This is a genomic window from Streptomyces pseudoechinosporeus, from assembly GCF_054783935.1.
In genome coordinates this window covers 104,595-131,014 of record NZ_BAAGPS010000012.1, presented here as the reverse complement: position 1 = coordinate 131,014, position 26,420 = coordinate 104,595, and the positions used below count along the sequence as shown (strand labels likewise).

The following is a 26,420-nucleotide window of genomic DNA, read 5'->3' as shown; positions in this document are numbered from 1 at the left end:
CACGTCCTGATCGCCCTGCTCGCACCGGTTCTCACCTCGTACGACCCCATCGCGAACAACGCCGACCAGGCGCTGCTCGGGCCCAGTCGGGAGCATCTTGCCGGGACCGACCAGTACGGCCGCGACGTACTGACGCGCGTCCTGTACGGCGGCCGGTACGCGCTCGGTGTCTCCGTGACCGCGACGCTGCTGACCGTCGCGCTCGGCACGATGGCCGGGTGTGCGGCGGCGCTGCGCGGCGGCTGGTTCGACGATGTGCTGGGGCGGGTGCTCGACGCGGTCCTCTCCGTGCCGCCCGTTCTGGTGCTGCTGGTCGTCGTCACGGCGCTGGGCACAGGGCCGTCGGTGATCGTCCTCGCGATCGCCGTCGTGTACGTCCCTCAGGTCGTACGTGTCGTGCGGGGCGCGGCGTTGGCGATTGTGCCCGCCGACTACGTGACCGCCGCCCGGGCCCGCGGCGAGGGCACCTGGGCGATCCTGCGGCGTGAAGTCCTGCCGAACATCACCGACGTGGTGTGCGTGGAGTTCGCGATGCGGGCCTCATGGGTGGTGCTGTTGATCTCCTCGCTCTCCTTCCTCGGCTTCGGCGCCGATCCGCCGACTCCCGACTGGGGACTGATGGTTGCCGAGAACCGGACCGCCATCACCGTCGTCCCGATGGCGAGTCTCGCGCCCATCATCGCCCTGGCGACACTCGTGGTGGGGCTCAACCTCGCGGCCGACGCCCTGTCCAAGGCGTGGGGCGTCGACCGGATCAGGGAGGGGCTCTGATGACCGCCAAAGCTGCTGCCACTGCCACCGCCATCGTGTCCGTGGACTCCCTGTCCGTCGCCTACCGCTCGGGCGGACGTGACGTGTCCGTCGTCCATGAGGTGTCGCTCGACGTACGACCGGGCCGGACGCTGGCGCTGGTCGGCGAGTCGGGCAGCGGGAAGTCGACGGTCGCGGCGACGCTGCTCGGACATCTGCGGCATGGCTCGCGGGTGACGGGGGGTACCGTCCGGGTCGACGGCGCCGATGTATTCGCCCTGCCCGCACGGGAGTTGAGGCGGCTGCGGGGTGGGACGGTCGCGATGGTCGGCCAGAACGCCGGGCAGGCGCTGACGCCGTCCATGCGGATCGGACGGCAGATCGCGGAGGTCGGCGGGGCAGCCGGACCTGCTGGAACAGGTCCGGCTGCCCCGCCCCGCCGGACTCGCCCGCCGCTACCCGCACGAACTGTCCGGCGGTCAGCAGCAGCGCGTCGCCATCGCCATGGCCGTCGCGGCCCGGCCGAAGGTCCTCGTCCTCGACGAGCCGACGACCGGTCTCGATGTCGTCACCCAGCGCGGTGTCCTCGACCTGATCGGGGCTCTGCGCGACGAACTCGGCCTCGCCGCCGTGCTGGTGAGCCATGACCTCGGCGTCGTCGCGCACATGGCCGACGAAGTGACCGTGCTGCGGTCCGGGCGGATCGTGGAGGCCGCGCCCACCGGCCGGCTGTTCGCGGCGCCCCAAGACCCGTACACCAGACGGCTGTTGGCGAGCGTGCCGCGGCTGGATGACGCCGGGCTCGCCCTCGTGGGTGAGGCGGGGGAGCGGGAAGTGCGGCCCAGGGCCGTTGTTCCCGACGCTTCTCCTGTCGCCGTCTCGGCGCGGGACCTCACCGTCGACTATGGATCGTCCCGTGCCGTGGACGGAGTCTCCTTCGAGGTCCGGCGCGGTGAAGTCCTCGCCCTCGTAGGGGAGTCGGGCAGCGGAAAGTCCACGCTCGCCTGGGCGCTCGCCGGCCTGCGCGCTCCATCGGGCGGCGCGATGACCCACGAGTCGGGTGACCTCGCCCGGCCCGCCCGCAAACGGCCGTTGTCGTTGCGGCGCCGGGTGCAGCTCGTCTTCCAGAACGCCGATACGTCGCTGAATCCGCGCCGTTCGGTCGGTGACGCGGTGCGACGGCCGCTGCGGTTCTTCGGTACGGCGCCTTCGCGCGCGGAGGCCGCCACTCGAGCTCGGCAGCTCATCTCCGACGTACGCCTCGATCCCGCGTTCGCCGACCGGCTGCCCGCGCAGCTATCCGGCGGGCAGCGGCAGCGGATCGGGATCGCGCGGGCGCTGGCAGGGGAGCCCGATGTGCTGATCGCGGACGAGATCACGACGGCGCTGGACGTGTCGGTACAGGCCGACGTCCTGCGGCTGCTCGACGATCTGCGGCGGGAGCGGGAGTTGGCCTGCCTGTTCATCAGCCACGATCTCGCCGTCGTACGGGGGATCGCCGACCGGGTGGTCGTGCTGCGCAACGGCGTCGTGGTCGAGGAGGGCCCGACGGACGCCGTCTTCGCCGCACCCGGGCACCCCTACACCCGGCAGCTGATGGCGGCGGCCCTCGAACCCGACCCCGACGCGCGGCCTCTCGTGGCGGACGCCCCCGAGTGGACGGATGCCGCCGAACCGGACGACCTCTGGACGGACCACGGCGACGGCCACCGGGTCCGGCGCTGGCGCACGGCAGGCCGTGGCGAAGGAGACATGTGAGGTACCGCGAGCATTTCGAGCGCCAGGTCGTGCGCCAGGACGTCTGGATCCCCACCCGGGACGGCAGGACGCGCCTGCACGCCCGGATCTGGCGACCGATCGACGCCGCGGACGACCCCGTCCCCGCCCTGCTCGAATATCTCCCGTACCGCAAGACGGACTGGACCGCCCCCCGGGACGCCCAACGGCACCCCTGGTACGCGGGCCATGGCTACGCCTCCGTCCGCGTCGACATCCGAGGCCACGGCGACAGCGAGGGAACACCCGGCGACGAGTACGACGCGCAGGAACTCGCGGACGGCGTGGACGTCGTCAACTGGCTTGCCGAGCAGCCCTGGTGCACCGGCAAGGTCGGCATGTTCGGCATCTCCTGGGGCGGCTTCAACTCACTGCAGATCGCCGCCCTCGCCCCCGAACCGCTCAAGGCGATCGTGACGGTCTGCTCGACGGACGACCGCTACGACAACGACGTGCACTACACCGGCGGCGCCGTCCTCGGCATCGACATGCTCGCCTGGGCGGGCACGATGCTCGCGTTCGCCGCCCGCCCGCCGGACCCACGGAGCGTCGGCAGGGACCGCTGGCTGCCGATGTGGCGCGAACGCCTCGACGCCCTCGAACCCTTCCTGCACACCTGGCTGGCACACCAGCAGCGCGACGACTACTGGCGGCACGGCAGCGTCTGCGAGGACTACGGCGCCATCGACGCGGCCGTGCTCGCCGTGGGCGGCTGGAACGACCCGTACCGCGACACCGTGCTGAGGCTCGTGGAGCGCCTGCCGGACGACCGCGTACGAGGGATCGTCGGGCCCTGGTCGCACCAGTACCCGGACCGCGGGCTCCCGCCCGGCCCCGCGATCGGCTTCCTCCAGGAGACCCTGCGCTGGTGGGACCAGCACCTCAAGGGCGTCGCTGCATCCGACAGCGCCTCCGGCGCGGGGGGCATCATGCGCGAGCCGAAGCTCCGCGCCTGGATCAACGGCTCGGTGCCGCCCGCCACTTCGTACGAGGTCATGCCGGGCCGCTGGGTGGGCGAGCCCAACTGGCCCTCGCCATCGGTTGCTTGGGACGAACGTCCGCTGGGACAGACCCACGCCCCCGTCCTCGTCCGCACGTCCCAGCACACCGGCATCGACGCCGGCCGCTTCTTCCCGTTCGGCAACGCCAGCGACCTCCCGCCGGACCAGCGGGAGGAGGACGGCCGCTCGGTCTGCTTCGACTCGGAACCCCTCAACGACCGCGTGGAGATCCTGGGCCGCCCACGCGTGAGGCTCCGACTCGACAGCGCGACCCCGCGCGCCCACGTGATCGCCCGCGTGTGCGACGTCGCGCCCGACGGCTCCTCCACTCTCGTCACACGCGGCGTGCTCAACCTGCTCAGCAGGCGGGGGCGCGAGAGGGCCGTGGAGTGGACGCCGGGCACGTACGAGACGGTGGAGTTCGAGCTCGGCGGCACCGGTTACGCCTTCCCGCCTGGTCATCGCATCCGGGTCGCCGTCTCCGACACGTACTGGCCCTGGGTGTGGCCGCACGGCGAGCGCGGCGCCGGCCTGACCGTGGTGCCGGCCGACAGTGCCGTACTCCTTCCCGTACGGGATCCCGCGTACGACGAAGGCAGGGAGCCGATCCGCTTCGAGGAGCCGGAACAGGCGCCACCGCTGCCGGTGACGTACGAGCGGCCCGCCCCAGCGCGGCCGGAGCGGCTGGTCACGCACGATGTCGCGAAGGGCGAGTGGACGCTGGAGGTCGACCCCAACTACGGGGGATCCCGGACCTATCCGGACGAGCTGCGCTACGAGGAGAGCGCGCGCGAGACATACCGGATTCGCTCCGACGATCCGCTGTCGGCGACGGCCGTCTCCGAGTGGGGCATCCGGCTGCGGCGCGACGGCGACTGGGACGCTGAGATCATGGCGCGTACGGAGCTGCGGGCCACGGCCACGGAGTTCATCATGGACAGTCGCATCGAAGCACGGGCGGACGGAGAGACAGTGGCCAAGCGCGCATGGCATCGCGTCATCCCGAGGACATCGGCATGAAGGCCGCCAGGACGCCCCGCCGTGCCGTCGCCGCCGCCGACCGTACCCGGCAGCCCACCGAGGTGCGCCGCCGGCTCATCGTGGAGGCGGCCGTGCCGCTGATCGCGGAACGCGGGTACCAGTCGGTGGGCGTACGCGATGTCGCCGCCGCGGCCGGGGTGTCGGTCGGCACGGTCACGTATCACTTCGGCAGTGTGCAGGAGATCCTCTCCGAGGCGATGGTGCTGCACATCGAGCGGTACTACGCGGCGCTGCACGAGGCCGCCGAGCAGGCGTCCAGTGGCCGTGAGGCGCTGCGGCTGCTGATCGACGCGCTGTTCACCGAGGACACCGAACGGCACTGGCGGATGTGGTTCGACTACTGGAGCGCGGGCGACCGCGACCAGGACCCCGAGCGAGCCTTCGCCCGCGGCCAAGCTAGACGGTACGAGGACTGGCACAGCCAGATCCGCGCCCTGATCGAACGGGGCGTCGCCGAGGGCGAGTTCGTCTGCGCGGACCCGGCCGGCTTCACGGTGCGGTTCGCGGCGCTCTCCGACGGCCTGGCCCTCCAGTGGCTGCGCCAGGCGCCTCCGCTGAGCACACAGGACGCCCGTCGGCATCTTTACCGGCTGGTAGAGACGGAGTTGGGGACGGGGCGCCAGGGCCCTTCTGCGTAAAGGGTTGCGCAAAGTCTTGACCGTGACTCGATCACGCCCCTACGGTGCCGCCGACGCTACGAACCGTGTTCGAAATGCCGAACAACCGGGTCGAGTTGAGAGAGCCCGACTCCCGGAGCCGAAAGTCCGAGCCGCCCATGCCCGAAACTCGCCACATGCGACGTCACCGACGCGCCGACACCGACGGATGCCCCCACCCGTGCTCGTCGGCTGCCCGACGTTCCCCGACACCTGAACACCGGTAACACCTGACCATCGGCCGAGCCGTGCCAGCCCGTACGAGCGCGGCCACGTCGTCGAACCGGTTCGACGGCCCTCCTGAAAGGACGTCACCCATGCCCTCCGCTGACAGAGCCGCGCGGCGCAGAGCCCCGGCCGCCGTGGCGCTGGCCCTCGGCGCGGGCCTGCTGGCCGCGCCGGCCGGCCCCGCGCAAGCGGCCGATCCGCCCCAGCCGACCGCCCACTACACCTTCGACCAGGACGACCTCGCCTCCGGCAAGATCACCGACAGCTCCGGCAACGGACTGACGGCGGATCTGGTGAACGGCTCCACCGCCCAGTCCGTCGAGGGCACGGGCGGCGGCAAGGCGCTCGCCCTGCCCGGCGGGCCGGACACGTCCAACGGGGCGTACGTCCGCCTGCCCCGCGAAATCATCGGTGACGCAAGCGACTTGACGGTCTCCGCCCGGGTGAAGTGGAGTGGCGACAAGTCGTCCTGGCAGCGGATCTTCGATCTGGGCACCAACACCACCAAGTACTTCTTCGCCACCCCGTACAACGGCAACGGGGTGCTGCAGACCTCCGTGACCACCGGCGGAGGGGGCGCGGAGAACCAGGTCAAGGGTTACGCGCCACTCCCCGCGAACGAGTGGAAAACCATCACCGTCACCCTCGACACCTCCGCCGGCCGGCTCACCACGTATCTCGACGGTGTGGCGGTCTCCTCCACCGAGACCAGCATCAAGGCCAAGGACGTGCTGGAGAGTTCGGCCACGGCCGCCGGTTACATCGGCAAGTCCCTCTGGCCGGATCCGCTGCTGAAGGGCGCGGTCGACGACTTCGCCGTGTGGCACTCGGCGCTCAGCGCCGAACAGGTGGCCGGCACGGTCCCGACCCTGCCCACCCTCCAGGAGCTCTCGAAGACGTCCTTCGAGGCCCGTACGACGAACGGGACCGCCCCGACCCTCCCCGCCGCCGTCCGCTCCACCTACTCCGACGGCTACGACCGCGACACCCCGATCACCTGGGACGACATACCGGCCGACAAGTACGCCCAGCCCGGGACGTTCACCGTGGCCGGAAAGGCGGCCGGGCGCGACGTGAAGGCGACCGTCACCGTGGTCCGCGAAGGCCAGCTCACCGTCGATCTTGGCTCGGACACGGGCAAATTCCACGGCGGCGCCTCCGGCACCCTCTACGGCGTGTATGGACCGGACGTCCCCACCAACAACCTCATCGAGGGCATGGGCCTGCGCACGGTCTCCACCAAGGCGCAGGACGGCCCGCAGCATCCCGGTGCCGACGCGCTGGAGGTGGTCAAGCCGCTGGCGGACTCCACCGATGGTGACGTGTACATCTACATGACGGACATCCACCGCGGCTTCCCGTACCAGTGGCCGGGCGACACCCCGGAGGAGAAGGTCAAGCTCTACCGGGAGAAGGTCGCCAAGCAGGTCGACCAGGTCCTGAAGCTGCCGAAGGAGTACCAGGACAACGTCGTCTTCGTGCCGTTCAACGAGCCCGAGGGCAACATGTTCGGTACGGGCGAGTGGAGTTACAACAAGACCAGCTGGCTCAACGACCCGGACGACTTCTTCGCCACCTGGGACGACTTCTACAAGCTGATCAAGGGCAAGCTGCCGGACGCCCGTATCGCTGGCCCCAACACCAGCGTCCTGTATGACCAGGTGAAGGGCTTCCTGACCCACACCCTGGAGGCCGGCACCCTCCCGGACGTCATCACCTGGCACGAGCTGAGCCACCCGGAGGCGGTGCGCGACAGCACCGCCAAGTACCGGGAGTGGGAGAAGGACCTGTTCAAGGGCACCGACCGCGAAGGCACCCAACTCCCCATCAACATCAACGAGTACGCCTTCAACTACCACACCTCGGTACCCGGCCAGATGATCCAGTGGGTGTCCGCGATCGAGGAGTCCAAGGTGGACGCCGACATCGCGTACTGGAACATCGACGGCAACCTCTCCGACTCCGCGGTGCAGTCCAACCGTGGCAACGGCCAGTGGTGGCTGCTGAACTCGTACGCCTCGATGAGCGGGCACACGGTGCAGGTGACCCCGCCGTTCCCCGGCGAGAACTACACCATGCAGGGCGTCGCCACGCTCGACGAGAAGAAGAAGCAGTCCCGGCTGATCTTCGGCGGCTCCACCGGCAAGGGGCACATCACCTTCGACAACGTCCCGAAGAAGGTCTTCGGGGACCGGGTGCACGCCTGGGTGAAGGAGATCGACTGGAGCGGTCAGGTGGGCGACAACTCCGGCCCGAAGCTGCTCTCGGAGCAGAACCTGAAGGTCGGTGCCGACGGCAAGGTCGTCGTCGACTTCGGCGACGGAGGCCTGCCGACGCTCAAGGAGTCCTCGGCGTACGAGATCGTCCTCAGCCCGGCCGGGAAGGCGAAGGACACGCAGTCGCCGCCCGTGCGCTGGCAGGACTCGTACGAGGCGGAGGACGCCGCCCACACCGGGTCCGGCTACTCCAAGAACGGCCCGGAGGGCTCGCCGCGCGACGTGTCGAAGTTCTACACCTCCGGCGGCTACGACGTGGGCGGCCTGCGCACCGGCTCGGACGTCACGCTCGACTTCACCGTGGACGTGCCCGAGGACGGCACCTACGACCTGAGCGTCTTCGCCAACTCCCTCAACACCTTCGACAAGGTGAAGGAGCAGGGCCCGACCAACGTCTTCCTGCGCGTGGACGGCAAGGCGGACAGCGAGCAGGAGCTGCATCTGCCGCTCGGCTACAAGTGGGTGGTGTGGGACCACACCGACACCAAGGTCAAGCTCACCAAGGGCAAGCACACCATCACGCTGGCCGCGAAGAGCGCCGACGGCAAGGGCGCCACGAAGGGTGATGCCATAGTCGACCGCCTTACCCTCTCCCTCCCCGAGGCTTCGGCCGACACCCAGGTGTACGAGGGCGAGTTGGCTTGGCTGGGCGGTGGGGCGCAGCCCGTCTACACCCTGCCGAAGCAGCCCGCCACCGGCTCGGGCGCGGTCCGGCTCCCGAAGAACGGGACCGCCACGTTCTGGGTCTACTCACCCGCCGACCGAGAGGCCACTCTCAAGGTCGACACCCTTGGCGGCTCGGGCGCCCGGATGTCCGTCAACGGGCACGACGTCCTGCGCCTGGGCAAGGGCAGCAGCAGCGCCGCGGTCTCCCTGACGGGCGGTGTCAACAAGGTGACGGTGACCGGAGGTTCGTCCACCACCCTCGTCGATCGCCTCCGGGTCACGCCCACTGAGGGCGCGCTCCCGGCGCGTACGTACGAGGCGGGCGACGCCAAGCTCGCCGGTTCGGCCAAGCTCGCAGAGCTCTCCCTGGCCACCGACGGCACGGCGATCACCGACATCGGCGGTGACCCCGGCAACGGCAACACCGCGACGTTCACCGTCAAGGCCGACCGGTCCGGTCTGCACGCGCTGCGGGTCCGCTACTCCAACCCGGAGCAGTCCGAGGCCACCCACTACAACCCGGACCCGCTCGCCCGCCACGCCGACATCAGCATCAACGGCGGCAAGGTGCAGCGAGTGGGCTTCCCGCACAGCTTCCACCAGAACAACTTCTGGGAGCTGACCATCCCCATCGAACTGAAGAAGGGGCAGAACACGATCGCCTTCCGCTCCGAGGAACTGCCGAACTTCGACGGCACCTCCTACGCCTCGGACACCTTCCCCGGCGTACTGCTCCGCTCCCGCTACGCGCCGCTGATCGACCGGATCACCGTCGCCCCGTACGCCCGGGAGACCCGATGAAGTGATGACCACCGGCGGCGCGGCGATGAGGGCGCCGCGCCGCCGGTACCCCACGCAGGTGCCCGGGTCCGCCGAGAGGTCGGCGGACCCGGGCACCTGCCGTTCACGGCTCTCTCAGTTCGTCGCGGCGGTCAGCGCCCTGGTGATCGCCCGGGTCATACGCAGGATGCCGGGGGAGCGGACCGGGCAGGGCCTGGACTTCTCGGTGGTGGGGGCCAGGCAGAAGTGCAGGTAGTCGTCGTCGCGGTGCAGGGCGGTGCGGTTGTTGCCCGGCTGGGTGCAGTACGCGGGGTGGTCGCGTTCGTACGCCGTGCACGGCAGGTGCTGGGCCCAGGTGTAGCGGGCGTCGGCCGGGCCGACCTCCTTGCCGGCGTCCGCGACCAGGCCGCCGGACGCGTCGGCCTGCTCCTCGTAGATCGCGTTGACGCGGCGGACGCGGTCCGGGGTGATCGGGTCCGGGCCCTGAAGCACCCACACGACCTTCGGCCGGTTCTCACCTCCCGCGTTCGCGATCTGGTCGGTCAGTTTGCGGGCGTCGGAGGTGTAACGCGCGAAGTACTCGGCCGGCGCCTTGCCGTGCGTGATCCCGTCCATGCACCACGTGTAGTCCCAGGCGTTGCCCCAGAACTGCAGCACCACGAAGTCCGGCCGCAGCGAACGCACCAGGGCGGCAGCCTTGTCCCTGTCCGGGACGAGCGACTTCTCGCCGGTGCCCTCCAGGTAGTCGCAGAGCGTCGTCCCCGAGTACGGGGCGCTGGTGTAGCGCGCCTTCAACTCGTCCTGGAGGAGCCCGCCGAGCACCTTCTGGTTCTCCATCGCGAGCGAGTCACCGAGGTACAGCACGGTGGGCCGCTTCGCGGGCGCCTCGGGCACGGCGGAGGCGGGCGGCCGCTGCTGCTGCGTGGTCGAGGTCGGCGACGGGACCGGCGCCATCGCCGCCGCTGTGCCGGAAACGGGCCGCTCGGGCGGCGCGGCCTCGGGCCCGGAGGAGGGATCTCCACAGGCTCCGAGCAGCAGCAGACCCACCAGCACCCCGCCGACCCACGCCTTGCGCATACAGCAACTCCCGCCCCACCCACCGAAAACGGCCCCCAGACAAGCACAGCGGGGCGCGCGGGGGAAGTGCCCTGGCTGCCAAGGCCGGGCGGTCACTCGGGAGCGGGCGGGCGAGCCCTGGTCTCAGATCTGATTCCGGGCCAGGTGCCGGGCGGTCAGGGCCAGTTGGAGGCGCAGGCGGCCCTGTGGGGTGCGTACCGGCCAGCCCAGCAGGGACTCCGCGTGGGCGAGGCGGTCCTGGAGTGTGGAGTGGTGGAGGTTCAGTTCGGTGGCCGCTGTGCGCAGGCTCGGGGAGGTGATGACGGCGTACAGCGTGGGGAGGAGCCAGGGGGCTGCCGCGGCGGCGTGGTCGAGGGCGTGTACGTCGGGCGGGGGCTCGATGCCCGGGGTGACCACGGCTGACAGCAGGGCGAGCGTGCCGAGTTCGTCGGCGTGGACGACGCGCGGGCCCGGGTCCTGGTCGCTGCCCCCGGCCGTGAAGCGCAGGGCCGTGCGGGCGGCGGACCAGGAGCGCGGCAGTTCCAGGACGGGGACCGCCGGGCCCACACCCACCCGGCCCTCGTGCGGCAACTCCGGGCCGGGGACCGGCTGGACGAGGGCCCGCTCACCGGAGGCAAGGCTCAGGGACGGCTGCTTCTGAGGGCCGCCGCGCAGGGCGATCGCGCGGGCCTGACCGTCCGGGTCGAGGCCGAGCCCGCGTGCCGCGTGCAGCCGGGCGGTTTCCGCGGCCGTCGGGTCGAGCACCGTCTCCAGCAGGGCCGGATCCTCGGCCGGGCCGTGCACAGGGGCTCGCCCCCGGGTGCGGTCCAGGACATGCCGGGCGGCGCTCGCGGTCCGCTCCAGGACCATGGCGTCGACCACCGTCCGCGGTCCCGTGCGCTCCAGCCACACCGCGGGCGCCCCGCCCGGGATCAGCGGCGCCGAAGGCCACTCGGGGCGTACGGGCCCCAGCTCGTCGCGCCGCCGCCCGTCGGACTCGACCCTGACCCGTACCTGCCTGGCCTCGTCGACGAGCCGCGCGGGGCAGCCGGACAGCACCGCCGCACCCCGCACCAGGGCCTCGAGCCCGGCGCGCCCCTCGACCAGCCGGTCGAAGTAGGCGATGACCTGGACGGCGGCTCCGGCGTCCGGGTCGAGCGCGGCCAGGCGGCCAGCCAGCTCTTCCATCTGCTCATTCTCGGTCAGGAATCACCATTTGGTGCCATGGGTCAGAAGCCATCCTGTACGCCCATGAGTGATGCGTCACTCACCGAGCAGTCGGTGCAGCCACCGCAGCCGGGCCGCCCGGGCGTCCTGGGACAGCGCGGCCTGCGGGGCGAGTCCGTCGAAGCCGTGGAACGCGCCCGGCCACACGTGCAGCTCGGCCTGGCCGCCCGCCTGCCAGATCCGGGACGCGTAGGCGACGTCCTCGTCGCGGAAGGTCTCGGCCGAGCCCACGTCGATGAAGGCCGGAGGCAGCCCTGACAGGTCCTCGGCGCGGGCCGGAGCGGCGTACGGGGAGACGTCCGCCGTGCCGCGGGCCTCACCGAGCAGCGCGGTCCAGCCGGTGTCGTTCGCCGTACGGTCCCAAATGCCGAGGCCGGCCATCTGGTGGGCGGAGGGGGTGTCGTTGCGGTCGTCGAGCATCGGGTAGAGCAGCATCTGGCCGATCGCACGCGGCCCGTTCCGGTCGCGGGCCAGCAGTGCCAGCGCCGCGGCGAGCCCGCCGCCCGCGCTGCCGCCCGCCAGGATGATCCGGTCCGGGTCTGCGCCGATGTCCTTGGCGTTCTCCGCCGTCCACAGCAGGCCCGCATAGCAGTCCTCCACCGGGGCCGGGTGCGGATGCTCCGGAGCGAGCCGGTACTCCACCGACACCACGACCAGGCCCAGTTCCTCGGCCCACTCCATTGTCAGGTCCATGCCGAGTCGGCTGTTGCCCAGCACCATGCCGCCGCCGTGTGTGTGATAGACGACCGGCCGCGGACCGGGCACGGAGGTGGGGCGGCAGATGATCAAGGAGATGTCCGGTGCGCCCTCGGGCCCGGGCACCGAACGCTCCTCGACCTCGAAGGCGCCGTCGCGGCTCAGCACCTCGTTCGTGGGCAGTTCGAAGGGGCCGTCGTCGCCCAGCCCCCGCGCCATCGGGATCCACTCCGGCAGGAGGGTGGTGGGCGCCTGATCGCCCATGACGGCGAGCGCCGCGGCCAGCTCGGGGTCGAAGGGCGGGGGAGTGGTGGTCATCGGGTCCTCCTCGATACGGCGTCGTTGCCTGACGCCGATCATCACCGTCCCTGAGGGACGCGGGGGCCCGCCGTCCGGCGGAAATCTCCCGCAGGACGGCGGGCTGCGTAACCGTTTCGTCTCGAGGACGGCGGGCTGCGTAACCGTTTCGTCGCAGCGCAGGCCGCTCTACAACCCAACTCCTCCGGCGCCGGTCTAGCTGGCACAGAGCACACCACGCAGGTCGAGGAAAGGGAAAGGCCCGCCATGGGGGACATACGCAGACGGGGAGCCGTCGTACTGGGCATCACGGGGCTGGTGGCGCCGCTGACCGTCGCGCTGGGCGCGGTGCCCGCGCAGGCGGCGAGCTGCAGCACGCAGGCCGGTCCGTATCAGAAGCAGGTGGAGAGGTTTCTCGGCCGGACCGTCGACGGCAGGCAGTCCGCCGCCGACTGCAAGGCGATCAAGGCCTTCCAGACCAAGCACGGGATCACGCCGAACATCGGGTACGCGGGCCCGGTCACCTGGGGCGTGATGGACCTGATGCAGAAGCAGAAGGCCGTCGGGAACAACCCCAACAGGGACGGCAAGTGCCCGGTCAACAAGGGCCGCATCGCCTGCGTGAACCTGACGCTGCAGCTCAGCTGGATCCAGGACGGCAGCAGGCTCGTCTACGGCCCGGTCCCGGTCCGCACCGGACGCAACGGATACGAGACCCGTACCGGTCTGAAGAAGATCTACTGGCGGAACATCGACCACGTCTCGACCATCTACGACGTGCCGATGCCCTACAGCCAGTTCTTCGACGGCGGCCAGGCCTTCCACTCCGTCGGCGTGAGCATGTGGAACCCGCCCGGCTCGCACGGCTGCGTCAACATGACGAAGACCAACGCCAAGAAGTACTGGTCGCTCCTCAAGAAGAACGACGACGTCTTCGTGTACGGCCGCAAGCCGGGCACCTGAGCGGTCCGGCCCGGCCGCCCCGAAGGGCAGCCGGGCCGCAGTCGATACAGGGCCGGTCACTCCTCGGGCGCGTCCCCGAAGTCCGGTATGTCCAACCTTGCCCCGCCCTGCCGTGCGGAGTCGTGCGCGACGATGCCCGGCAGGGTGTAGCGGGCGGCCACCCACGCGTTCACCGACGGCAGGGTGCGCGTGTTCACCGCGGTGACGAAGTCGTCCACCAGGAAGTGGTGGCTGCCCTCATGGCCGTTGTGCAGATTGTCGAACTCTCGCGGCAGCCGCGAGCGGTCGTGCACCGGCGCCGAACCGGAGGTGAAGGCGGCCCTCAGGTCCGGCGCGATGTGCTGGAGCGACGGGTCGTCGGGGGACATGGTGGGCTTGGGCTCCAGCAGCTCACTGATGTCCTTCACCCCCTTCTTGTCCTGCCACATGGCCACTGTGGCGAGCTGTTCCATGCTGGCGTCCGTACCGAAGAACCGGAAACGCGACTCCCGGATGTGCGAGGGGTAGCCGACCCGCCGGAACTCGTTCGTACGGAATGAACCGCCGCCCGCGACCTCGAACAGCGCGGTCGCGTTGGAGAAGTCGTTGCCGAACTGGCTGACCTCCTGGTCGAAGACCCCGTCACCGCGATCGTCCTTGACGCCGATCGCGGACACGCTCACCGCATGCGTCTGCCAGGCGCCGAGCACCCCGCCCACCGAGTGCGTCGGGTAGAGCAGCGGCGGATAGCTGGCGGTGGACTTCCAGTCCTCGCCGCCGCTGTACTGGTAGGCCTCGTAGAACCCGAGGTCCATGTCGTGCACATAGTCGCCCTCGGCGTAGAAGAGCCGCCCGAACGCGCCCTCGGCGATCTGGTTGCGGGCGTGCACGGTCGCCGGGTTGTACTGGCTGGTCTCGCCCATCATGTACGTCAGACCGGTGGCGCGTACGGCATCGATGATCGCCGCGATCTCCTCCGCAGTGATCGCCATCGGCACCGCCGAGTAGACATGCTTGCCCGCGTTGAGCCCTTGGACCACCAGCGGCCCATGGGTCCAGCGCTGCGTGAAGATCGCGACGGCGTCCACCGCCGGTGACTCCAGCATCGCCTCGTACGAGGGGAAGGTGCCCGACAGCCCTTCCGCGGACGCCAGTTGCTCGGCCCGCTCGGGCAGGAGGTCGGTGACAAAGACCTCGCTCACACCGGGATGGGCCAGGAACAGCTTGGCGAACTGGCCCGAGAACTGTCCGGCACCGACGATGCCGAGGGAGAACGTCATGTAGGGGGTGCCCTTCACTGGTCGAGTCACTGGTCGAGGATGAGATTGATCTGGTCGTTGGTCTCGTCGAGGCTGCTCACCGGCTTGCCGTTGCCGTAGATGTCCTCCATGGCGGGCTGCATGAGCGCGTTGACGTCGGCCGCGTAGTTGGTGATCGGGTAGGAGAACGTCCGGAAGTTCTTCTTGTCGGCCACGGGCTCGGTGAAGGCCGTGACGTCGATGCCCTTCTTCTTGTAGGCAGCGGTGGCGGCCTCGGTGCCGGCCGGCGTGGCGGGGAAGACGACCCCGGTCTGGCCGACCACGGTCTGGCACGCGTCGGAGGCCAGATACGCCACCCACTTGCGGGCGTTCTCCTTGTTGTCGGAGGCCTTGCTGATGGAGTCGGCGAGGCCGTTCATCATCGTGGCGCGCTTGCCGGTCGGACCGGCCGGGGTGAGGGCGGTGCCGGCGTCGATGCCCTTGGTGCCGTAGTACGTGGAGATCATCCAGGCACCGTCGAAGACGGTGGCGGCCTTGCCCGCGGCGAACTGCGTGATGCCCTGGTTGGACTGGACGTTGTAGTCGGAGAAGGGGGCCATGTAGCCCTTCTTCGCCAGGCCGAAGTACCAGTCGATGGTGGACTGGAAGGTCTTGCTGTCGTACTGGTACTCCGTGCCCCACCGGGCCTTCTCGGTGTAACTCCACCCGGCGGAGCCGGTGAAGGGGCTCCACTGGGTCTGGCCGTCGCCGTAGCCGCCGCCCTGGGAGGCGAGCCCGTACACCTTGACGTTGTTCTTGTCGAAGCCCGGCTCGTCGCCCCGCTTGCCGTTCTTGTCGACGGTCAGGTGGGCGATGGCCTTCTCGAAGGTGCCGCCGTCCTTGGGGTTCCAGGAGAGGCTGTTGAGTTGCTCGGCGGTGACGCCGGCGTCCTTCGCCATCTTCTGGTTGTAGAAGAGCGCGACGGTGTCCCAGTCCTTGGGGGCGCCGTAGCGGTGGCCGTCCTGGCCGATCCAGCTGGCGGCAAGCCCCGGCTGATAGTCGTCCTCGTTGATGCCCAGGTCGTCGAGTGGCTCCAGCACCTGAAGATCGGCGAACTGGCCGAACTTCTGGATGTGGTCGGTGAAGACGTCCGGCTGGGTATCCGCGATGAAGCCGGCGGTGAGCTTGGTCCAGTAGTCGCTCCAGCCCAACTGCGTGATCTTGACCTTCAGGCCCGGGTTCTCCTTCTCGAACCCCTTGGCGCAGGTCTGGTAGGCGGGCAACTGGTTGGAGTCCCACAGCCAGTACGTCACCGTGTTCGCGGAGGCCCCGGTGGAGTCGCCGTTCGCGCAGCCGGTCACCAGGGACAGGGTCAGCGCTCCGGCCAGCGCGGTCAGCGTACGAAGTCGCATGGTCATTCCCTCACTTGATCCCGGTGAAGCCGATGGAGCTGACGATGCGGCGGGCGAAGCAGGCGAAGAGCACCAGCATCGGCAGCGCGGCGATCAGCGTCGCCGCCATGAGCCCGGACCAGTCGACGCCGGTCGCCGGGGTCTGCGCCCGGAACACCGCCAGCGCCACGGTCAGCACGCGCGAGCTGTCGCTGTACGACACCATCAGCGGCCAGAAGTAGTCGTTCCAGGACGTGATGTACGTCAGCACCGACAGGGTGATGATCGGGGTGGACGCCATCGGCAGGACGACCCGGAAGAAGATCTTGATCTTCCCGGCGCCGTCGAGCAGCGCCGCCTCCTCGACCTCCCGGGGGATGTTCATGAAGAACTGCCGCAGGAAGAACACCGCGAACGGCGTCATGAACATCGTCGGCAGCGCGATGCCGAGCAGCGTGTCCACCAGCTGGAGTTCCTTGATGAGCACGAAGTTCGGCAGCAGCGTGAAGATGGTCGGCACCATCAGTCCGGCCAGGAACAGGGCGAACACCTTGTCCCGGCCACGCCAGCGCAGCCGTGCGAAGGCGTACGCGGCCATCGCGGAGAAGAAGATCTGGCAGGCGGTGATCACCGTCGAGACGCCCACCGAGTTGAGCAGATAGCGCCAGAAGTCGAGCCCGCCGCCCGCGCCGCCCTGTGCGACCGCCTCCTCGGCGGACTGCAGACCGAGGGCCCGCTCGAAGCCGCTGGTGGTGAGGTCGACCGGCAGCGGGTTGGTGGGGTCGGCGCCCAGGCCCGCGTTGGTGGAGAGCGCGGTGCGCAGGATCCAGTAGAAGGGCAGCATGGTGATGAGGACGATCAGGCCCATCCCGGTCCAGGCCGCGGCCCGTCCGAAGGAGAACCTGCGCCGCTCCGGTCGTATGCCGGTATTGGTCGTTGTTACGGCAGCCATGTCGGTATCTCCTTTCCGTCAGCCGAGGTCGCTCTGGCCGGCCCGGGTGAGCCGGTACTGCAGGACAGTGATCGCGCTCAGCACGACCAGCAGGGCCACCGACATCGCCGAGGCGTAGCCGAACTGGAAGCGGCCGAAGGCGGAGCCGTAGATGTAGTACTGGAGGACGTTGGTGGCGTTCGCCGGGCCGCCCGCGGTGGTCACCGCGACGGTGTCGAAGACCTGGAACGAACCGATCACCGTCATGATCAGCACCACCGCCAGCACCGGCCGCAGCAGCGGCATCGTGATCCGCCAGAACATCCGCCACTCACTCGCGCCGTCGACCCTGGCCGCCTCGTACATGTCGTTCGGGATCGCCTGGAGCCCGGCGAACAGGAGAAGGGCGGTGTAGCCGACGTGCCGCCAGACGTTGATCAGGGCGATGGTGGGGATGGCCCAGGTCTCGTCGGCGAGGAAGGGGATGCGATCGACGCCGAGACCGCTGATGATCTCGTTGCCGATGCCGAGCTGGGTGTCGAGCATCCACAGCCAGACGAGACCGGCGACGACGTTCGACATCAGATACGGGGTGAGCACGATGCCCCGCAGCAGGGACGACTGCGTGAGCCGCTGGAGCAGGACCGCGATGGCGAGCGCCGCGACCGTCTGGACGCCGATGTTGATGATCACGTACTCGACGGTGACCCACAGCGAGTCCCAGAAGATCGGGTCGTTGACCATACGGACGTAGTTGTCCAGCCCCACAAACTCCGCCGGGGTCAGCAGGTTGTAGCGGGTGAAGCTGAGCCAGATGCCGCGCAGGGTGGGCCAGAGCAGGAAGACCAGGAAGCCCAGCATGGCCGGTGCGATGAAGACGGCCGCGAGGGCGCCGTCACCGCGAGGCCGGGCCTTGGCCTTCTTCACGGGCGCCACGGCTTCGGCACCTCTGAGTGGTAGGCGGGATGGTGGGCTGCTGGAGGCGACGGTCATCGGGGGACTCCCTGCTCTGCGGCTCGTCCTCGTGCCCCACTTACTTTTGATGCGGAATAATCTGCGCGTCAAGAGTCGTGCATGCACCTTCTCGAAGTGGTGCTTCCGGCCTGGCGATGGCCGTATCGTTTCCATGTTGCTTCCACAGCAAAATAAAACATGCGAACGTGCGAGGATTCACGCCATGACCACACTTACCGCCAGCTGGCTGCCGCTCAGTCCCGGCGAGCGTTCCGTGGCGATCGAGGTGCTCACCCACGGCCCGCTGTCGCGCAGTGAACTCGCCCGGCGACTCGACCTCTCCGCGGGCAGCGTCACCCGGCTGACGAAGCCGCTCATCGAGTCGGGCCTGCTGGTCGAGGTCGCCGAAGGCGCCACGCTCGCCGAGGTCCGCCAGGGCCGCCCCTCCCAGCCCCTGGACATCGTCGCCGAATCCCGCAGGTTCGTGGGCTTCAAGATCACAGAAGACATGGTGTACGGCGTCGTCACCACGCTCAGAAGCGACATCGTGGCCCGCCGCGACCGTCCGCTCGCCGGCCATGACCCGGACGAAATCGTCGACGTACTACGGGAGTTGACGGACGAGTTCGCGCGCGACTTCCCCGCCCTTGCCGGGATCGGCATCGGCGTGGGCGGCCGTGCCCACGACAGGTCCGTCGTCGACGAGTCGGCCTTCCTCGACTGGCACGACGTACCCCTGGGCCGACTCGTCGAGGAGCGCACCAGGCTGCCCGTAGTCGTCGAGAACGATGTGGCCGCACTCGTCGAGGCCGAGAGCTGGTTCGGCGCCGGACGAGGCCTCGACCGGTTCGCGGTCCTCACCATCGGCGCGGGCATCGGTTACGCCCTGGTGATCGGCGGCAAACGGGTCGCGACCGCGGAGGACGGAGTGGGCTACGGCCGCTTCTGGATCGTGAACCCCAACGGCCCGCTTACCCCCGACGGCCAACGCGGCAGCGCCGTCTCCCTGTTGACCATCCACAACATCCGCTACCAGATCCAGGCCGCCACCGGCCAGGACCTGTCGTACGAGGAGATCCTCACCCTCGCCGCCGCCGGTGATCCCATGCCCGCCCGCGTCATCGACGAGGCGGCCCGCGCCCTCGGCACACTGGTCGCCCAGATCGCCAACTTCGCCATGCCCCAGAAGATCCTCCTAGCCGGCGAGGGCGTGGGCCTGGTCGACGTCGCGGGCCCGGCGGTCGAGGAGGCCATCCAGGCCAACCGCCACCCGCGGGCGGAACCGGTCAACCTGGAGACCAAGGTGTCCGACTTCCACGACTGGGCACGGGGAGCGGCCGTACTGGCGATCCAGGTGCTGGTGCTGGGAGGCGTCGAAGCATGAGGTCAACGCACCCGCGCGGCTACTTTCGAGTAGCCGCGATGACAGCAGCCACTCACCTGGCCTTCACACCGAGGCCCGTATGATTCACGCTATGTCCACCACTCCACATCGCGCTCCGACCGCCACCGGGCGATCGGCCGCCGAGGTCAACGAGGAGATCCGCGCCCTGTGGCTGCGGACGGGTGGCACGCTCAGCGGCGAGCAGCGGCAGGAGTACCAGCGGCTGGTGCTGGAGTGGGCGGCTGCCTATGAGCGCGCCTCGAACACCCCCGTGACCCAACCGCCCGCGGACTCCCGCAAGGCGGCGTGACCGCCTGCTCTCCAAGTGCCTCGTCATCCCTTCATCGCCCCCTGAAGCAGTCCCGCGATGAAGCTGCGCTGGAAGATCACGAAGAGGATCAGGATCGGCAGCATCACGATGATCGTGCCCGCGGCCAGCGTGGGGATGTCCGTGGTGTTCTGACCCACGAAGAAGCCGAGGCCGGCCGGGGCGGTGTGCCTGGTGGTGTCCTGGATGAGGACCAGCACCAACAGGAACTGGTTCCAGGACCACATGAAGACCAGCAGACCGAGCGTCATCAGGGACGGGCGGGCCAGCGGGAGCAGCACCCGGAGCAGGATCGTGGCCGACGAGGCGCCGTCGATACGGGCCGCCTCCACCAGTGACGTGGGCGTGGACTGGAAGTGGGTGCGCATCCAGAACACGCTGAACGGCATGAACAGCGCGATCTCCACCAGGATCACACCCAGGTACGAGTTGGTCAGGCCGAGGCCCCGCAGGTCGAAGTAGAGGGGGACCACGATCAGTTCGACCGGGATGGTGAGTCCGGCGATGAAGAAGGCCGCGACCGCGTTGCCGCCCGGCAGCCGCATGGTGCCGAGCGCGTAGCCCGCCAGCGCGGCGAGCACCAGACAGGCGGGGACGACACCGACCGCGATGATCAGGCTGTGCCGGATGAGATCGGAGAACCCGGCCACCGACCACGCCTGCTGGTAGTTGTCCCAGCTCCACCTCTCCGGCCAGGTCAGGCCCACCACCGGCGTGCCCGCGGGCTGCACGGAGGCGAGGAAAACACTGAGGAACGGGATCACGACGGCGATCGCCATGACCGTGAGAAGCCCGTAGCCGGACCAGCGTTCCGAACGCGTGGCGGTGGTCATGTCGCCGGTCATGTCTCCGTCCTCGACAGACGGTTGATGAGGTAGACGATCGCGAGGATCAGACAGCCGAGCACGACGGCCAGGGCCGCGGCGAGCCCCACCTTGCCCTCGGAGAACGCCAGCCGGTACACGAGGAGACCGGGAACGGTCGTCTGCTCACCAGGCCCGCCGTTCGTCGTCACGTACACGATGTCGAAGCTGGCGAGCGCGGCCACCGTCGTCACGGTCATGGCCACGGCCAGCTCACCGCGCAGATGCGGCAGGGTGACGGAGACGAACTCCCGGACCGGGCCCGCCCCGTCGAGCCGCGCCGCCTCGTACAGATGGGGATCCACCTTCTGCACGCCGCTGAGGAAGAGCATCATGCACAGGCCGCTCAGCACCCAGCTGCCGACCAGTCCCACGGCGATCAGCGCGGCGTCGAAGTCACCCAGCCACGCCCGCGTCACACCGTCCAGGCCGACCGCGCGGAACGCCTGGTTCACCAGCCCGTCGTCCCCGTACAGCCAGCGCCAGGTGACACCCACCGCGACGAGGGGGATGACCTGCGGCAGCATGAACAGGAAGCGGTACGCCCCCATGCCGGGCCGCCGGTAGCGGGCCAGCAGGCCGGTCATCGCCAGGCCGAGCGCGATGGGGATGAACGAGAAGAACACCACCAGCACAAGGGCGTTGAACACCGACCGGCGCAGCACGGAGTCCTGGAGGATCTCCTGATAGTTGCCGAGGCCGACCCACTCGCCCAGCGTGACGCCGTCCCACTCGAACAGCGACAGGTACGCCGTGTGCAGGGCGGGCAGCACCGCGAAGGCGACGTAGACGAGGAATGCGGGCAGTACGTACACATAGCCGCGCCACGGACTGCGCCCACGGGCACCTGGAGGCCGGACCGGCGGCCTACTCGGCATGGTGTTCCTCCCACTCGTCCTGAAGTGAGTCGAGGTAGTCCGCGGGCTCGACACGATCCGCGATGAGCTTCTGCACCCCGGAGCGCAGCCGGTCGAGCATGGCGGGCGCGGCGAAGTCGGGGAACGTGGTGATCCCGTCGTCGGCGATGGCCCGTCGATGGCCCTCGGCGATGTCGGCGAGCACGCCTTCCGGTTTCGCCACGGCCTCGGGGTTGGGCGGCAGGAAGCCGTTGTCGCCGATGATCTGGCCGGCCTCGGGCGAGGTCAGGAAGTCGAGGAACGCGCCTGCCGCTTCGGGGTGTTCGGTCCGGGAGGAGACGGCGTAGGCGACGCTGAAGCCGGAGGCCACCGTGGGTGCGCCGGCGCGTTCTCCCGGCAGCGGGAAGAATCCGACGTTGTCTCCCATGGCGGTCGCCAGCTGCCCGGCGGCCCAGTTGCCGTTGACCAGGAAGACGCTGTCGCCCTGGGTGAACTGGGCGGTGGAGTCGAGCTGTCCGGTGCCGTTGGCGGACTCGTTGTAGTACCCCTTGCGGCCCCACCCGATGACGCGTTCGCTCGCGGTGAGCCCGGCCCGGGTCTCGATGGTGGCGTCCTCGGTGCCGTTGACCCAGTCCCAGTAGTCGTCCGTGGGCATCAACTGGTTGAGAAGCGCGGCCCACAGGTGCAGGCCGCCGGAGTCGAGGGCACCGACGCCGAGCGGCGTCAGGTCCGCGTCCTTCGCGGCGGCGAGCTGGTCCTCGAACTCCGCCAGCGTCCTGGGCGGCCCCTTGATCCCGGCCTGCTCGGCGAGCTCCCTGTTGTAGTAGATCCCCGTCATCGACAGACCGGCCGGGACCCCGAACAGGGCCCGCCCGCCGGTGGCTTCGCTCTTCCGCCCCGCGGTGAGCTGGTCGAGGCTGACCGGAGGAATGGACTCGTCCCAGCCGTACGCTTCCCGGTACGGCGCCAGGTCGAGGATGTGGCCGTCCTGAGCGAGGTCGGTCATCCCCACCGCGTACTGCGCGATGTCGGGGGCGGAGTCGGAGGTCATGGTGAGCTTGAGGTTCTGGACGTAGTCGGAGAACGTCTTGTACTGCGGCTCGACACTGATCCTGGGATGGTCCTTCTCGAACGCGGCGATCAGCGCGTCGACCATCAGCGGGGCATCGGCGAACTGGACGCGCAGGGTGATGTCCCCCTCCGGCACGGCGGTCGAGGACGGGACGCTGCGCGGACCCGGAACCGCGGCCGTGCTCCCGGGTGTCAGGGCGTCGCAGGCGGCGAGCGGCAGTACGAGGGCGATGGCGCAGGCCGCCCGGGCGATACGGCGGCGTAAGCGCCGCGTGCTCTTCAGCATCGGCCTCCTTGCGTGGTCTCGTCGGGCGGACCGGTGCGTCAGCCCCCTTCGGAGGCGCTGGCTGGGGAGTCGCTGACGTGGCTGTGGACCGTACCAAAGGGGCATGCGGCTGCCCAGACCCCCGGATGACCCCTCGTGGCCACCAAGTAGCGGGACCAGCCCGGCAGTTGACCGGCACCGCACGCTCTGCTGTCGGCGAATCTGCTACGGGCCGAGATTCCTTACGCCACGCCCGAGTCGGGCCGAGGGTGGAGGCACCGCGGCGATGCGGCAGTCACCACAAGGAGGAGCGATGGCACCACTCAGCACCGGCCGGTCCCCGGCCACCGGCTGGGCCCCGGCCCTGACACCCCGAGCCGAGGAGGGCGACACACCTCCGTCACGGTTCGACGACCACCTGGCCGCCCAACTCCTCGGCCAGCGCATCGTGTTCCTCGGCACGCAGGTCGACGAGGTATCCGCGAACCGCGTCTGTGCCCAACTGCTCGTGCTGTCCGCCGAGGACCCGCGCACCGACATCAGCCTCTACATCAACAGCCCGGGCGGCTCCGTGTCGGCGGGCCTGGCGATCTACGACACGATGCGGCTGATCCCGAACGACGTCGCCACCCTCGCCATGGGCTTCGCCGCGAGCATGGGCCAGTTCCTGCTCACCGTCGGGACGCCCGGCAAGCGCTACGCGCTGCCGAACGCACGGATCATGATGCACCAGCCCTCGGGTGGCATCGGCGGCAGCACCGCCGACATCGCGATCCAGGCGGAGAACCTCGAGTTTACGAAGAAGACCGTCGAACGGATCACCGCCGAGCACACCGGCCAGAGCGAGGAGACGATCGCCCGCGACGGCGACCGCGACCGCTGGTTCACAGCCGAGCAGGCGCGGGAGTACGGCATGGTCGACCGCGTCGTCGAGGCGCTCGACGACGTCCGCCCGGCCGCCTCGAAGCGACGGATGGGACTCTGACATGAGCCAGTACACGATCCCCAACGTCGTCGAACGCACCCCCCAGGGCGAGCGCGCGTACGACATCTACAGCAAGCTGCTGGCCGAGCGGATCATTTTCCTCGGCACCGAGATCGACGACGGCGTCGCCAACGTCGTCATCGCCCAACTGCTCCACCTGGAGTCGTCCGCCCCCGAGCGGGAGATCGGGATCTACATCAACTCGCCCGGCGGCTCGTTCACTTCACTCATGGCGATCTACGACACGATGACCTACGTCAGCGCGCCGATCTCGACGTTCTGCGTCGGCCAGGCCGCCTCGACCGCGGCGGTGCTTCTGGCAGGGGGCGACCCCGGACGGCGGCTGATCCTGGAGCACGCCCGGGTGCTGCTCGGCCAGCCCGCGAGCGGTGGCGCCCGGGGAACGGCCGCCGACCTCAGCCTCCAGGCCAAGGAGATGATGCGCATCCGTTCCCAGGTCGAGGAGGTGCTGTCGGTCCACACGCAGCACTCCGTGGAGACCCTGCGCGCCGACATGGACCGCGACAAGGTGTTCACCGCGCAGGAGGCCGTGGCGTACGGCCTCGCCGACCAGGTGCTCAGCCGACGGGTGCTGGCCGCGGCGTAACGGGGCCGGTCCGCTCAGGCTCAGGCGGCCAGACGTACGTCGCCGAACCGTGACTGCGCCTCGGTGGGCCGGGGCGTGGTGCGGGACCTGAGCGGCCGGGCGGGCTGGACGAGCCTGCTGTGGGCGCGGGCCAGCAGGTCGGCGAGGCCGAGTCCGAGCGCGTGGGCGGCGGCCGCGAGGACCTCGGACGAGGCCTCCTTGCGGCCGCGCTCCAGCTCGGAGAGGTACGGCATCGAGATCCGGGCCGCGTCGGCGACATCCTTGAGCGTACGTTCCTGAGCGAGCCGTTCGCGCCGCAGGACGTCACCCACGACGTCCCGCCACAGCGGCTCCTTGGGTGCCGGCTCGGCGGGCCCAGCAGGCTCCGTCGGTACCGGTCGCAGGGGAATGACGCGGGCTTCGTCGGGCGCGTGGCTGCTCACCGTTCCAGCCTAGAAGCGTGACGCGTGTCGGGAAGGGGCTCGCGTTCCGCCCTCGGCGAATCTTGAACGTCCCGTCACCACTTCCCGTACCTCCTGGCACAACCGGTCCATGCCCCGGCCCATGCCCATGTCCAGGAAGGAAACCACGGTGACAAGATCCCGCCTCCGCCCTCTGTGCACCGTCGCGGCGGCCTTGTTGAGCACCCTGCTGGTGGGGTGTTCGGCCGAGTCGGCGGAACCGGCGAGCAAGCAGAGCCCGAGCCCGAGTACGGTCTCCCCGCCGCCGGCGCCGGCGAAGGTCGAGGTAATCGCGTCGCTGACCGACTGCAAGCCGGAGATCCGCATCGAGGCGGACGAACTACGCGAGGGGGTGTGCAGAACCGCGCGCGGCGACTGGACCGTCACCACGTTCCCGCAGGAGAAGTTCAAGGAGACCTGGCTGGATGCCGCCGCCGTGTACGGCGGTACGTACCTCGTGGGCCCGATGTGGGCGATCGGTGCCCAGCCCGCACTTCTGAAGAAGCTGCGCACCGAAGTCGGCGGGGAACTGCGGAAGTTGAGCGGCGTCGGCGGGCAGTCGTCCGCGCCGTAGCCCGGTCAGTGCGGGTGCGGCTCGTCGCGGTGGACCGGGCCGTGCGGCCTCTCGCAGTGGGCGTCGTCGAAGGCGCTGGCGTGGACCTCGAGGACGTCCGCGGGCGCGTGGTCGACCTGGAGCGTGGTGTGGCTGATCCCGTAGTCGTTCTGGAGGGTCCTCTCCAGGTCCCGGCGCACCGTGTGGCAGTCCGCGACGGGGTCGACCAGGACGTGCGCGGACAGGGCGGGCTGCCCCGAGGTGATGGTCCACACATGCAGGTCGTGCACCTCGGTCACCGTGCTGTGCGCGACGAGCCGGTCCCCGATGCTGTCCGGATCGAGGTGCGCGGGAGCCGCTTCCAGGAAGATCCGCCCGGACTCGCGTACGAGCCTGTAACCGGCCCTGACCATGAGGACCACCACGACCAGGGTCGCGATGGCGTCGGCCCGCGCGAACCCGGTGAGCAGTACGACGAGACCGGCGACCGCGGTGCCGACGAACGCGAACAGGTCGTTGAGGATGTGCTGGTAGGCGCCCTCGACGTTGAGCGAGGTGCGGTTGGCCTTCGAGATGCACCAGGCCGCCGCGACGTTCACCACGATCCCGGCAAGCGCCGTGGCGAGTACCAGCCCGCCCTCCACCTCGGGCGGATCGATCAGCCGCAGCACGGCCTCGTACGCCAGCCAGGCGCCGAGCAGCAGCAGCGTCAGCCCGTTCGCCTGCGCGGAGAGGATCTCGGCCCGTTTGAGGCCGTAGGTGAAACCGCCGCGGGCCGGGCGTGCGGCCAGCCGCATCGCGATGAGCGCCAGCACGATGGACACGGCGTCGGTGAGCATGTGCGCCGCGTCCGAGATCAGGGCGAGCGAGCGGGCGATGATGCCGATGACGACCTCGATGGCCATGAACGAGGCGATCAGCGTCAGCGCGATCGCGAGCCAGCGGCGGTCCGCGTCCGCGGCCACACCGTGCCCCTCGTGCCCCTCGTGCCCGGCGTGCCCGCCCGGCCCGTGTTCGTGGTGCGCGCTGGTCATCTGTTGCCCCCTCGATTCAATGGCTGACTCACGCAGTGAAGCGCACCTCGCGGAGATCGGCAAAGGCTGCATCGGTGACCGTTGTCATCATCGTTAACAGGCCTCTGACCAGCGCCGATGCTGCTGG

22 protein-coding genes and 1 pseudogene are annotated in these 26,420 nt (G+C 69.6%); 11 read left to right on the top strand and 12 right to left on the bottom strand.

From position 1 onward, the window contains the following. The 5 genes and pseudogenes from ACYVO6_RS18235 to ACYVO6_RS18215 form a co-directional block, all read left to right on the top strand. Positions 1 to 771: ABC transporter permease (locus ACYVO6_RS18235; protein WP_461062444.1), on the top strand; the 771-nt coding region annotated here is incomplete at its 5' end. Next, positions 771 to 2,508 (top strand): annotated as a pseudogene (locus ACYVO6_RS18230) (dipeptide ABC transporter ATP-binding protein). The gene ACYVO6_RS18235 and the pseudogene ACYVO6_RS18230, both read left to right, overlap by 1 nt. Beyond that, the gene (locus ACYVO6_RS18225) at positions 2,505 to 4,547 is read left to right on the top strand and encodes a CocE/NonD family hydrolase (RefSeq protein ID WP_461062443.1); all 2,043 of its coding nucleotides are present in this window, start codon (positions 2,505 to 2,507) and stop codon (positions 4,545 to 4,547) included. Before ACYVO6_RS18230 ends, ACYVO6_RS18225 begins: the two are co-directional and overlap by 4 nt. Next, the gene (locus tag ACYVO6_RS18220; protein WP_461062442.1) at positions 4,514 to 5,206 is read left to right on the top strand and encodes a TetR/AcrR family transcriptional regulator; all 693 of its coding nucleotides are present in this window, start codon (positions 4,514 to 4,516) and stop codon (positions 5,204 to 5,206) included. Before ACYVO6_RS18225 ends, ACYVO6_RS18220 begins: the two co-directional genes overlap by 34 nt. A 335-nt stretch (positions 5,207 to 5,541) precedes the next feature. Further along, a complete protein-coding gene (locus ACYVO6_RS18215) occupies positions 5,542 to 9,195 on the top strand; it encodes a LamG-like jellyroll fold domain-containing protein (RefSeq protein WP_461062441.1) in 3,654 nt (1,217 codons plus the stop codon). A gap of 114 nt (positions 9,196 to 9,309) precedes the next feature. On the opposite strand, the gene ACYVO6_RS18210 is transcribed toward ACYVO6_RS18215, so the two are convergent. From ACYVO6_RS18210 to ACYVO6_RS18200, 3 genes are all read right to left on the bottom strand, one after another. Beyond that, the gene (locus tag ACYVO6_RS18210; RefSeq protein ID WP_461062440.1) at positions 9,310 to 10,251 is read right to left on the bottom strand and encodes an SGNH/GDSL hydrolase family protein; all 942 of its coding nucleotides are present in this window, start codon (positions 10,249 to 10,251) and stop codon (positions 9,310 to 9,312) included. 123 nt (positions 10,252 to 10,374) lie between these two features. Further along, complete coding sequence (locus tag ACYVO6_RS18205; RefSeq protein WP_461062439.1) at positions 10,375 to 11,418, bottom strand: helix-turn-helix domain-containing protein; 1,044 nt, start codon at positions 11,416 to 11,418, stop codon at positions 10,375 to 10,377. A gap of 75 nt (positions 11,419 to 11,493) precedes the next feature. Continuing rightward, the gene (locus tag ACYVO6_RS18200) at positions 11,494 to 12,471 is read right to left on the bottom strand and encodes an alpha/beta hydrolase (RefSeq protein ID WP_461062438.1); all 978 of its coding nucleotides are present in this window, start codon (positions 12,469 to 12,471) and stop codon (positions 11,494 to 11,496) included. Positions 12,472 to 12,717: 246 nt separating this feature from the next. Between ACYVO6_RS18200 and ACYVO6_RS18195 the strand changes: the two genes are divergently transcribed. Beyond that, entirely contained in the window at positions 12,718 to 13,413 is a 696-nt protein-coding gene (locus ACYVO6_RS18195) for a L,D-transpeptidase family protein (protein ID WP_461062437.1), read from the top strand. Between the two features lie 56 nt (positions 13,414 to 13,469). Here the strand turns inward: ACYVO6_RS18195 and ACYVO6_RS18190 are convergent, their stop codons facing one another. The 4 genes from ACYVO6_RS18190 to ACYVO6_RS18175 are packed head-to-tail and all read right to left on the bottom strand — an operon-like array spanning position 13,470 to position 17,945. Beyond that, positions 13,470 to 14,672: a Gfo/Idh/MocA family protein gene (locus ACYVO6_RS18190; protein WP_461062965.1), complete on the bottom strand. Its 1,203-nt coding sequence runs from the start codon at positions 14,670 to 14,672 to the stop codon at positions 13,470 to 13,472. Between the two features lie 26 nt (positions 14,673 to 14,698). Then, on the bottom strand, positions 14,699 to 16,042 hold the full coding sequence (locus tag ACYVO6_RS18185; RefSeq protein WP_461062436.1) for an ABC transporter substrate-binding protein: 1,344 nt from the start codon (positions 16,040 to 16,042) through the stop codon (positions 14,699 to 14,701). A gap of 10 nt (positions 16,043 to 16,052) precedes the next feature. Next, positions 16,053 to 16,973 carry a carbohydrate ABC transporter permease gene (locus ACYVO6_RS18180; RefSeq protein ID WP_461062435.1) on the bottom strand — a complete coding sequence of 307 codons (921 nt, stop codon included), beginning with the start codon at positions 16,971 to 16,973 and terminating at the stop codon, positions 16,053 to 16,055. Between the two features lie 18 nt (positions 16,974 to 16,991). Next, positions 16,992 to 17,945 carry a carbohydrate ABC transporter permease gene (locus tag ACYVO6_RS18175; protein WP_461062434.1) on the bottom strand — a complete coding sequence of 318 codons (954 nt, stop codon included), beginning with the start codon at positions 17,943 to 17,945 and terminating at the stop codon, positions 16,992 to 16,994. A gap of 184 nt (positions 17,946 to 18,129) precedes the next feature. Between ACYVO6_RS18175 and ACYVO6_RS18170 the strand changes: the two genes are divergently transcribed. Together ACYVO6_RS18170 and ACYVO6_RS18165 are read left to right on the top strand one after the other, a co-directional pair. Next, on the top strand, positions 18,130 to 19,290 hold the full coding sequence (locus tag ACYVO6_RS18170; protein WP_461062433.1) for an ROK family protein: 1,161 nt from the start codon (positions 18,130 to 18,132) through the stop codon (positions 19,288 to 19,290). 79 nt (positions 19,291 to 19,369) lie between these two features. Next, the gene (locus tag ACYVO6_RS18165) at positions 19,370 to 19,600 is read left to right on the top strand and encodes a hypothetical protein (RefSeq protein WP_461062432.1); all 231 of its coding nucleotides are present in this window, start codon (positions 19,370 to 19,372) and stop codon (positions 19,598 to 19,600) included. 23 nt (positions 19,601 to 19,623) lie between these two features. Here ACYVO6_RS18165 and ACYVO6_RS18160 read toward each other — a convergent pair whose 3' ends face one another. The 3 genes from ACYVO6_RS18160 to ACYVO6_RS18150 are packed head-to-tail and all read right to left on the bottom strand — an operon-like array spanning position 19,624 to position 22,695. Next, positions 19,624 to 20,463: a carbohydrate ABC transporter permease gene (locus tag ACYVO6_RS18160; protein ID WP_461062431.1), complete on the bottom strand. Its 840-nt coding sequence runs from the start codon at positions 20,461 to 20,463 to the stop codon at positions 19,624 to 19,626. Beyond that, complete coding sequence (locus ACYVO6_RS18155) at positions 20,460 to 21,359, bottom strand: carbohydrate ABC transporter permease (protein ID WP_461062430.1); 900 nt, start codon at positions 21,357 to 21,359, stop codon at positions 20,460 to 20,462. Before ACYVO6_RS18155 ends, ACYVO6_RS18160 begins: the two co-directional genes overlap by 4 nt. Then, entirely contained in the window at positions 21,349 to 22,695 is a 1,347-nt protein-coding gene (locus ACYVO6_RS18150; RefSeq protein WP_461062429.1) for an ABC transporter substrate-binding protein, read from the bottom strand. Before ACYVO6_RS18150 ends, ACYVO6_RS18155 begins: the two co-directional genes overlap by 11 nt. 292 nt (positions 22,696 to 22,987) lie before the next feature. On the opposite strand from ACYVO6_RS18150, the gene ACYVO6_RS18145 reads away from it, so the two are divergent. Beyond that, positions 22,988 to 23,659 (top strand): ClpP family protease, encoded by a 672-nt coding sequence (locus ACYVO6_RS18145; protein WP_461062428.1) that lies wholly within the window; start codon positions 22,988 to 22,990, stop codon positions 23,657 to 23,659. 1 nt (position 23,660) lies between these two features. Further along, entirely contained in the window at positions 23,661 to 24,266 is a 606-nt protein-coding gene (locus tag ACYVO6_RS18140) for a ClpP family protease (protein WP_461062427.1), read from the top strand. 20 nt (positions 24,267 to 24,286) lie between these two features. On the opposite strand, the gene ACYVO6_RS18135 is transcribed toward ACYVO6_RS18140, so the two are convergent. Then, positions 24,287 to 24,688, bottom strand: coding sequence for a helix-turn-helix domain-containing protein (locus ACYVO6_RS18135; protein ID WP_461062426.1), 402 nt, complete (start codon positions 24,686 to 24,688; stop codon positions 24,287 to 24,289). A 148-nt stretch (positions 24,689 to 24,836) separates the two neighbouring features. Here ACYVO6_RS18135 and ACYVO6_RS18130 point away from each other — a divergent pair, with 148 nt between their 5' ends. After that, positions 24,837 to 25,280: a hypothetical protein gene (locus ACYVO6_RS18130; protein WP_461062425.1), complete on the top strand. Its 444-nt coding sequence runs from the start codon at positions 24,837 to 24,839 to the stop codon at positions 25,278 to 25,280. A gap of 5 nt (positions 25,281 to 25,285) precedes the next feature. Here ACYVO6_RS18130 and ACYVO6_RS18125 read toward each other — a convergent pair whose 3' ends face one another. After that, entirely contained in the window at positions 25,286 to 26,293 is a 1,008-nt protein-coding gene (locus ACYVO6_RS18125; protein ID WP_461062424.1) for a cation diffusion facilitator family transporter, read from the bottom strand. Between the last annotated feature and the right edge of the window lie 127 nt (positions 26,294 to 26,420).

What these genes read in the sequence shown, in the direction of transcription:
- ACYVO6_RS18200 (WP_461062438.1), bottom strand. Translation starts at nt 12,471, where the DNA reads ATGACCACCACTCCCCCGCCCTTCGACCCCGAGCTGGCCGCGGCGCTC.
- ACYVO6_RS18175 (WP_461062434.1), bottom strand. Translation starts at nt 17,945, where the DNA reads ATGACCGTCGCCTCCAGCAGCCCACCATCCCGCCTACCACTCAGAGGT.
- ACYVO6_RS18155 (WP_461062430.1), bottom strand. Translation starts at nt 21,359, where the DNA reads ATGCCGAGTAGGCCGCCGGTCCGGCCTCCAGGTGCCCGTGGGCGCAGT.
- ACYVO6_RS18170 (WP_461062433.1), top strand. Translation starts at nt 18,130, where the DNA reads ATGACCACACTTACCGCCAGCTGGCTGCCGCTCAGTCCCGGCGAGCGT.
- ACYVO6_RS18180 (WP_461062435.1), bottom strand. Translation starts at nt 16,973, where the DNA reads ATGGCTGCCGTAACAACGACCAATACCGGCATACGACCGGAGCGGCGC.
- ACYVO6_RS18125 (WP_461062424.1), bottom strand. Translation starts at nt 26,293, where the DNA reads ATGACCAGCGCGCACCACGAACACGGGCCGGGCGGGCACGCCGGGCAC.
- ACYVO6_RS18145 (WP_461062428.1), top strand. Translation starts at nt 22,988, where the DNA reads ATGGCACCACTCAGCACCGGCCGGTCCCCGGCCACCGGCTGGGCCCCG.
- ACYVO6_RS18160 (WP_461062431.1), bottom strand. Translation starts at nt 20,463, where the DNA reads ATGACCGGCGACATGACCACCGCCACGCGTTCGGAACGCTGGTCCGGC.
- ACYVO6_RS18165 (WP_461062432.1), top strand. Translation starts at nt 19,370, where the DNA reads ATGATTCACGCTATGTCCACCACTCCACATCGCGCTCCGACCGCCACC.
- ACYVO6_RS18220 (WP_461062442.1), top strand. Translation starts at nt 4,514, where the DNA reads ATGGCATCGCGTCATCCCGAGGACATCGGCATGAAGGCCGCCAGGACG.
- ACYVO6_RS18150 (WP_461062429.1), bottom strand. Translation starts at nt 22,695, where the DNA reads ATGCTGAAGAGCACGCGGCGCTTACGCCGCCGTATCGCCCGGGCGGCC.
- ACYVO6_RS18140 (WP_461062427.1), top strand. Translation starts at nt 23,661, where the DNA reads ATGAGCCAGTACACGATCCCCAACGTCGTCGAACGCACCCCCCAGGGC.
- ACYVO6_RS18195 (WP_461062437.1), top strand. Translation starts at nt 12,718, where the DNA reads ATGGGGGACATACGCAGACGGGGAGCCGTCGTACTGGGCATCACGGGG.
- ACYVO6_RS18190 (WP_461062965.1), bottom strand. Translation starts at nt 14,672, where the DNA reads ATGACGTTCTCCCTCGGCATCGTCGGTGCCGGACAGTTCTCGGGCCAG.
- ACYVO6_RS18215 (WP_461062441.1), top strand. Translation starts at nt 5,542, where the DNA reads ATGCCCTCCGCTGACAGAGCCGCGCGGCGCAGAGCCCCGGCCGCCGTG.
- ACYVO6_RS18185 (WP_461062436.1), bottom strand. Translation starts at nt 16,042, where the DNA reads ATGCGACTTCGTACGCTGACCGCGCTGGCCGGAGCGCTGACCCTGTCC.
- ACYVO6_RS18205 (WP_461062439.1), bottom strand. Translation starts at nt 11,418, where the DNA reads ATGGAAGAGCTGGCTGGCCGCCTGGCCGCGCTCGACCCGGACGCCGGA.
- ACYVO6_RS18210 (WP_461062440.1), bottom strand. Translation starts at nt 10,251, where the DNA reads ATGCGCAAGGCGTGGGTCGGCGGGGTGCTGGTGGGTCTGCTGCTGCTC.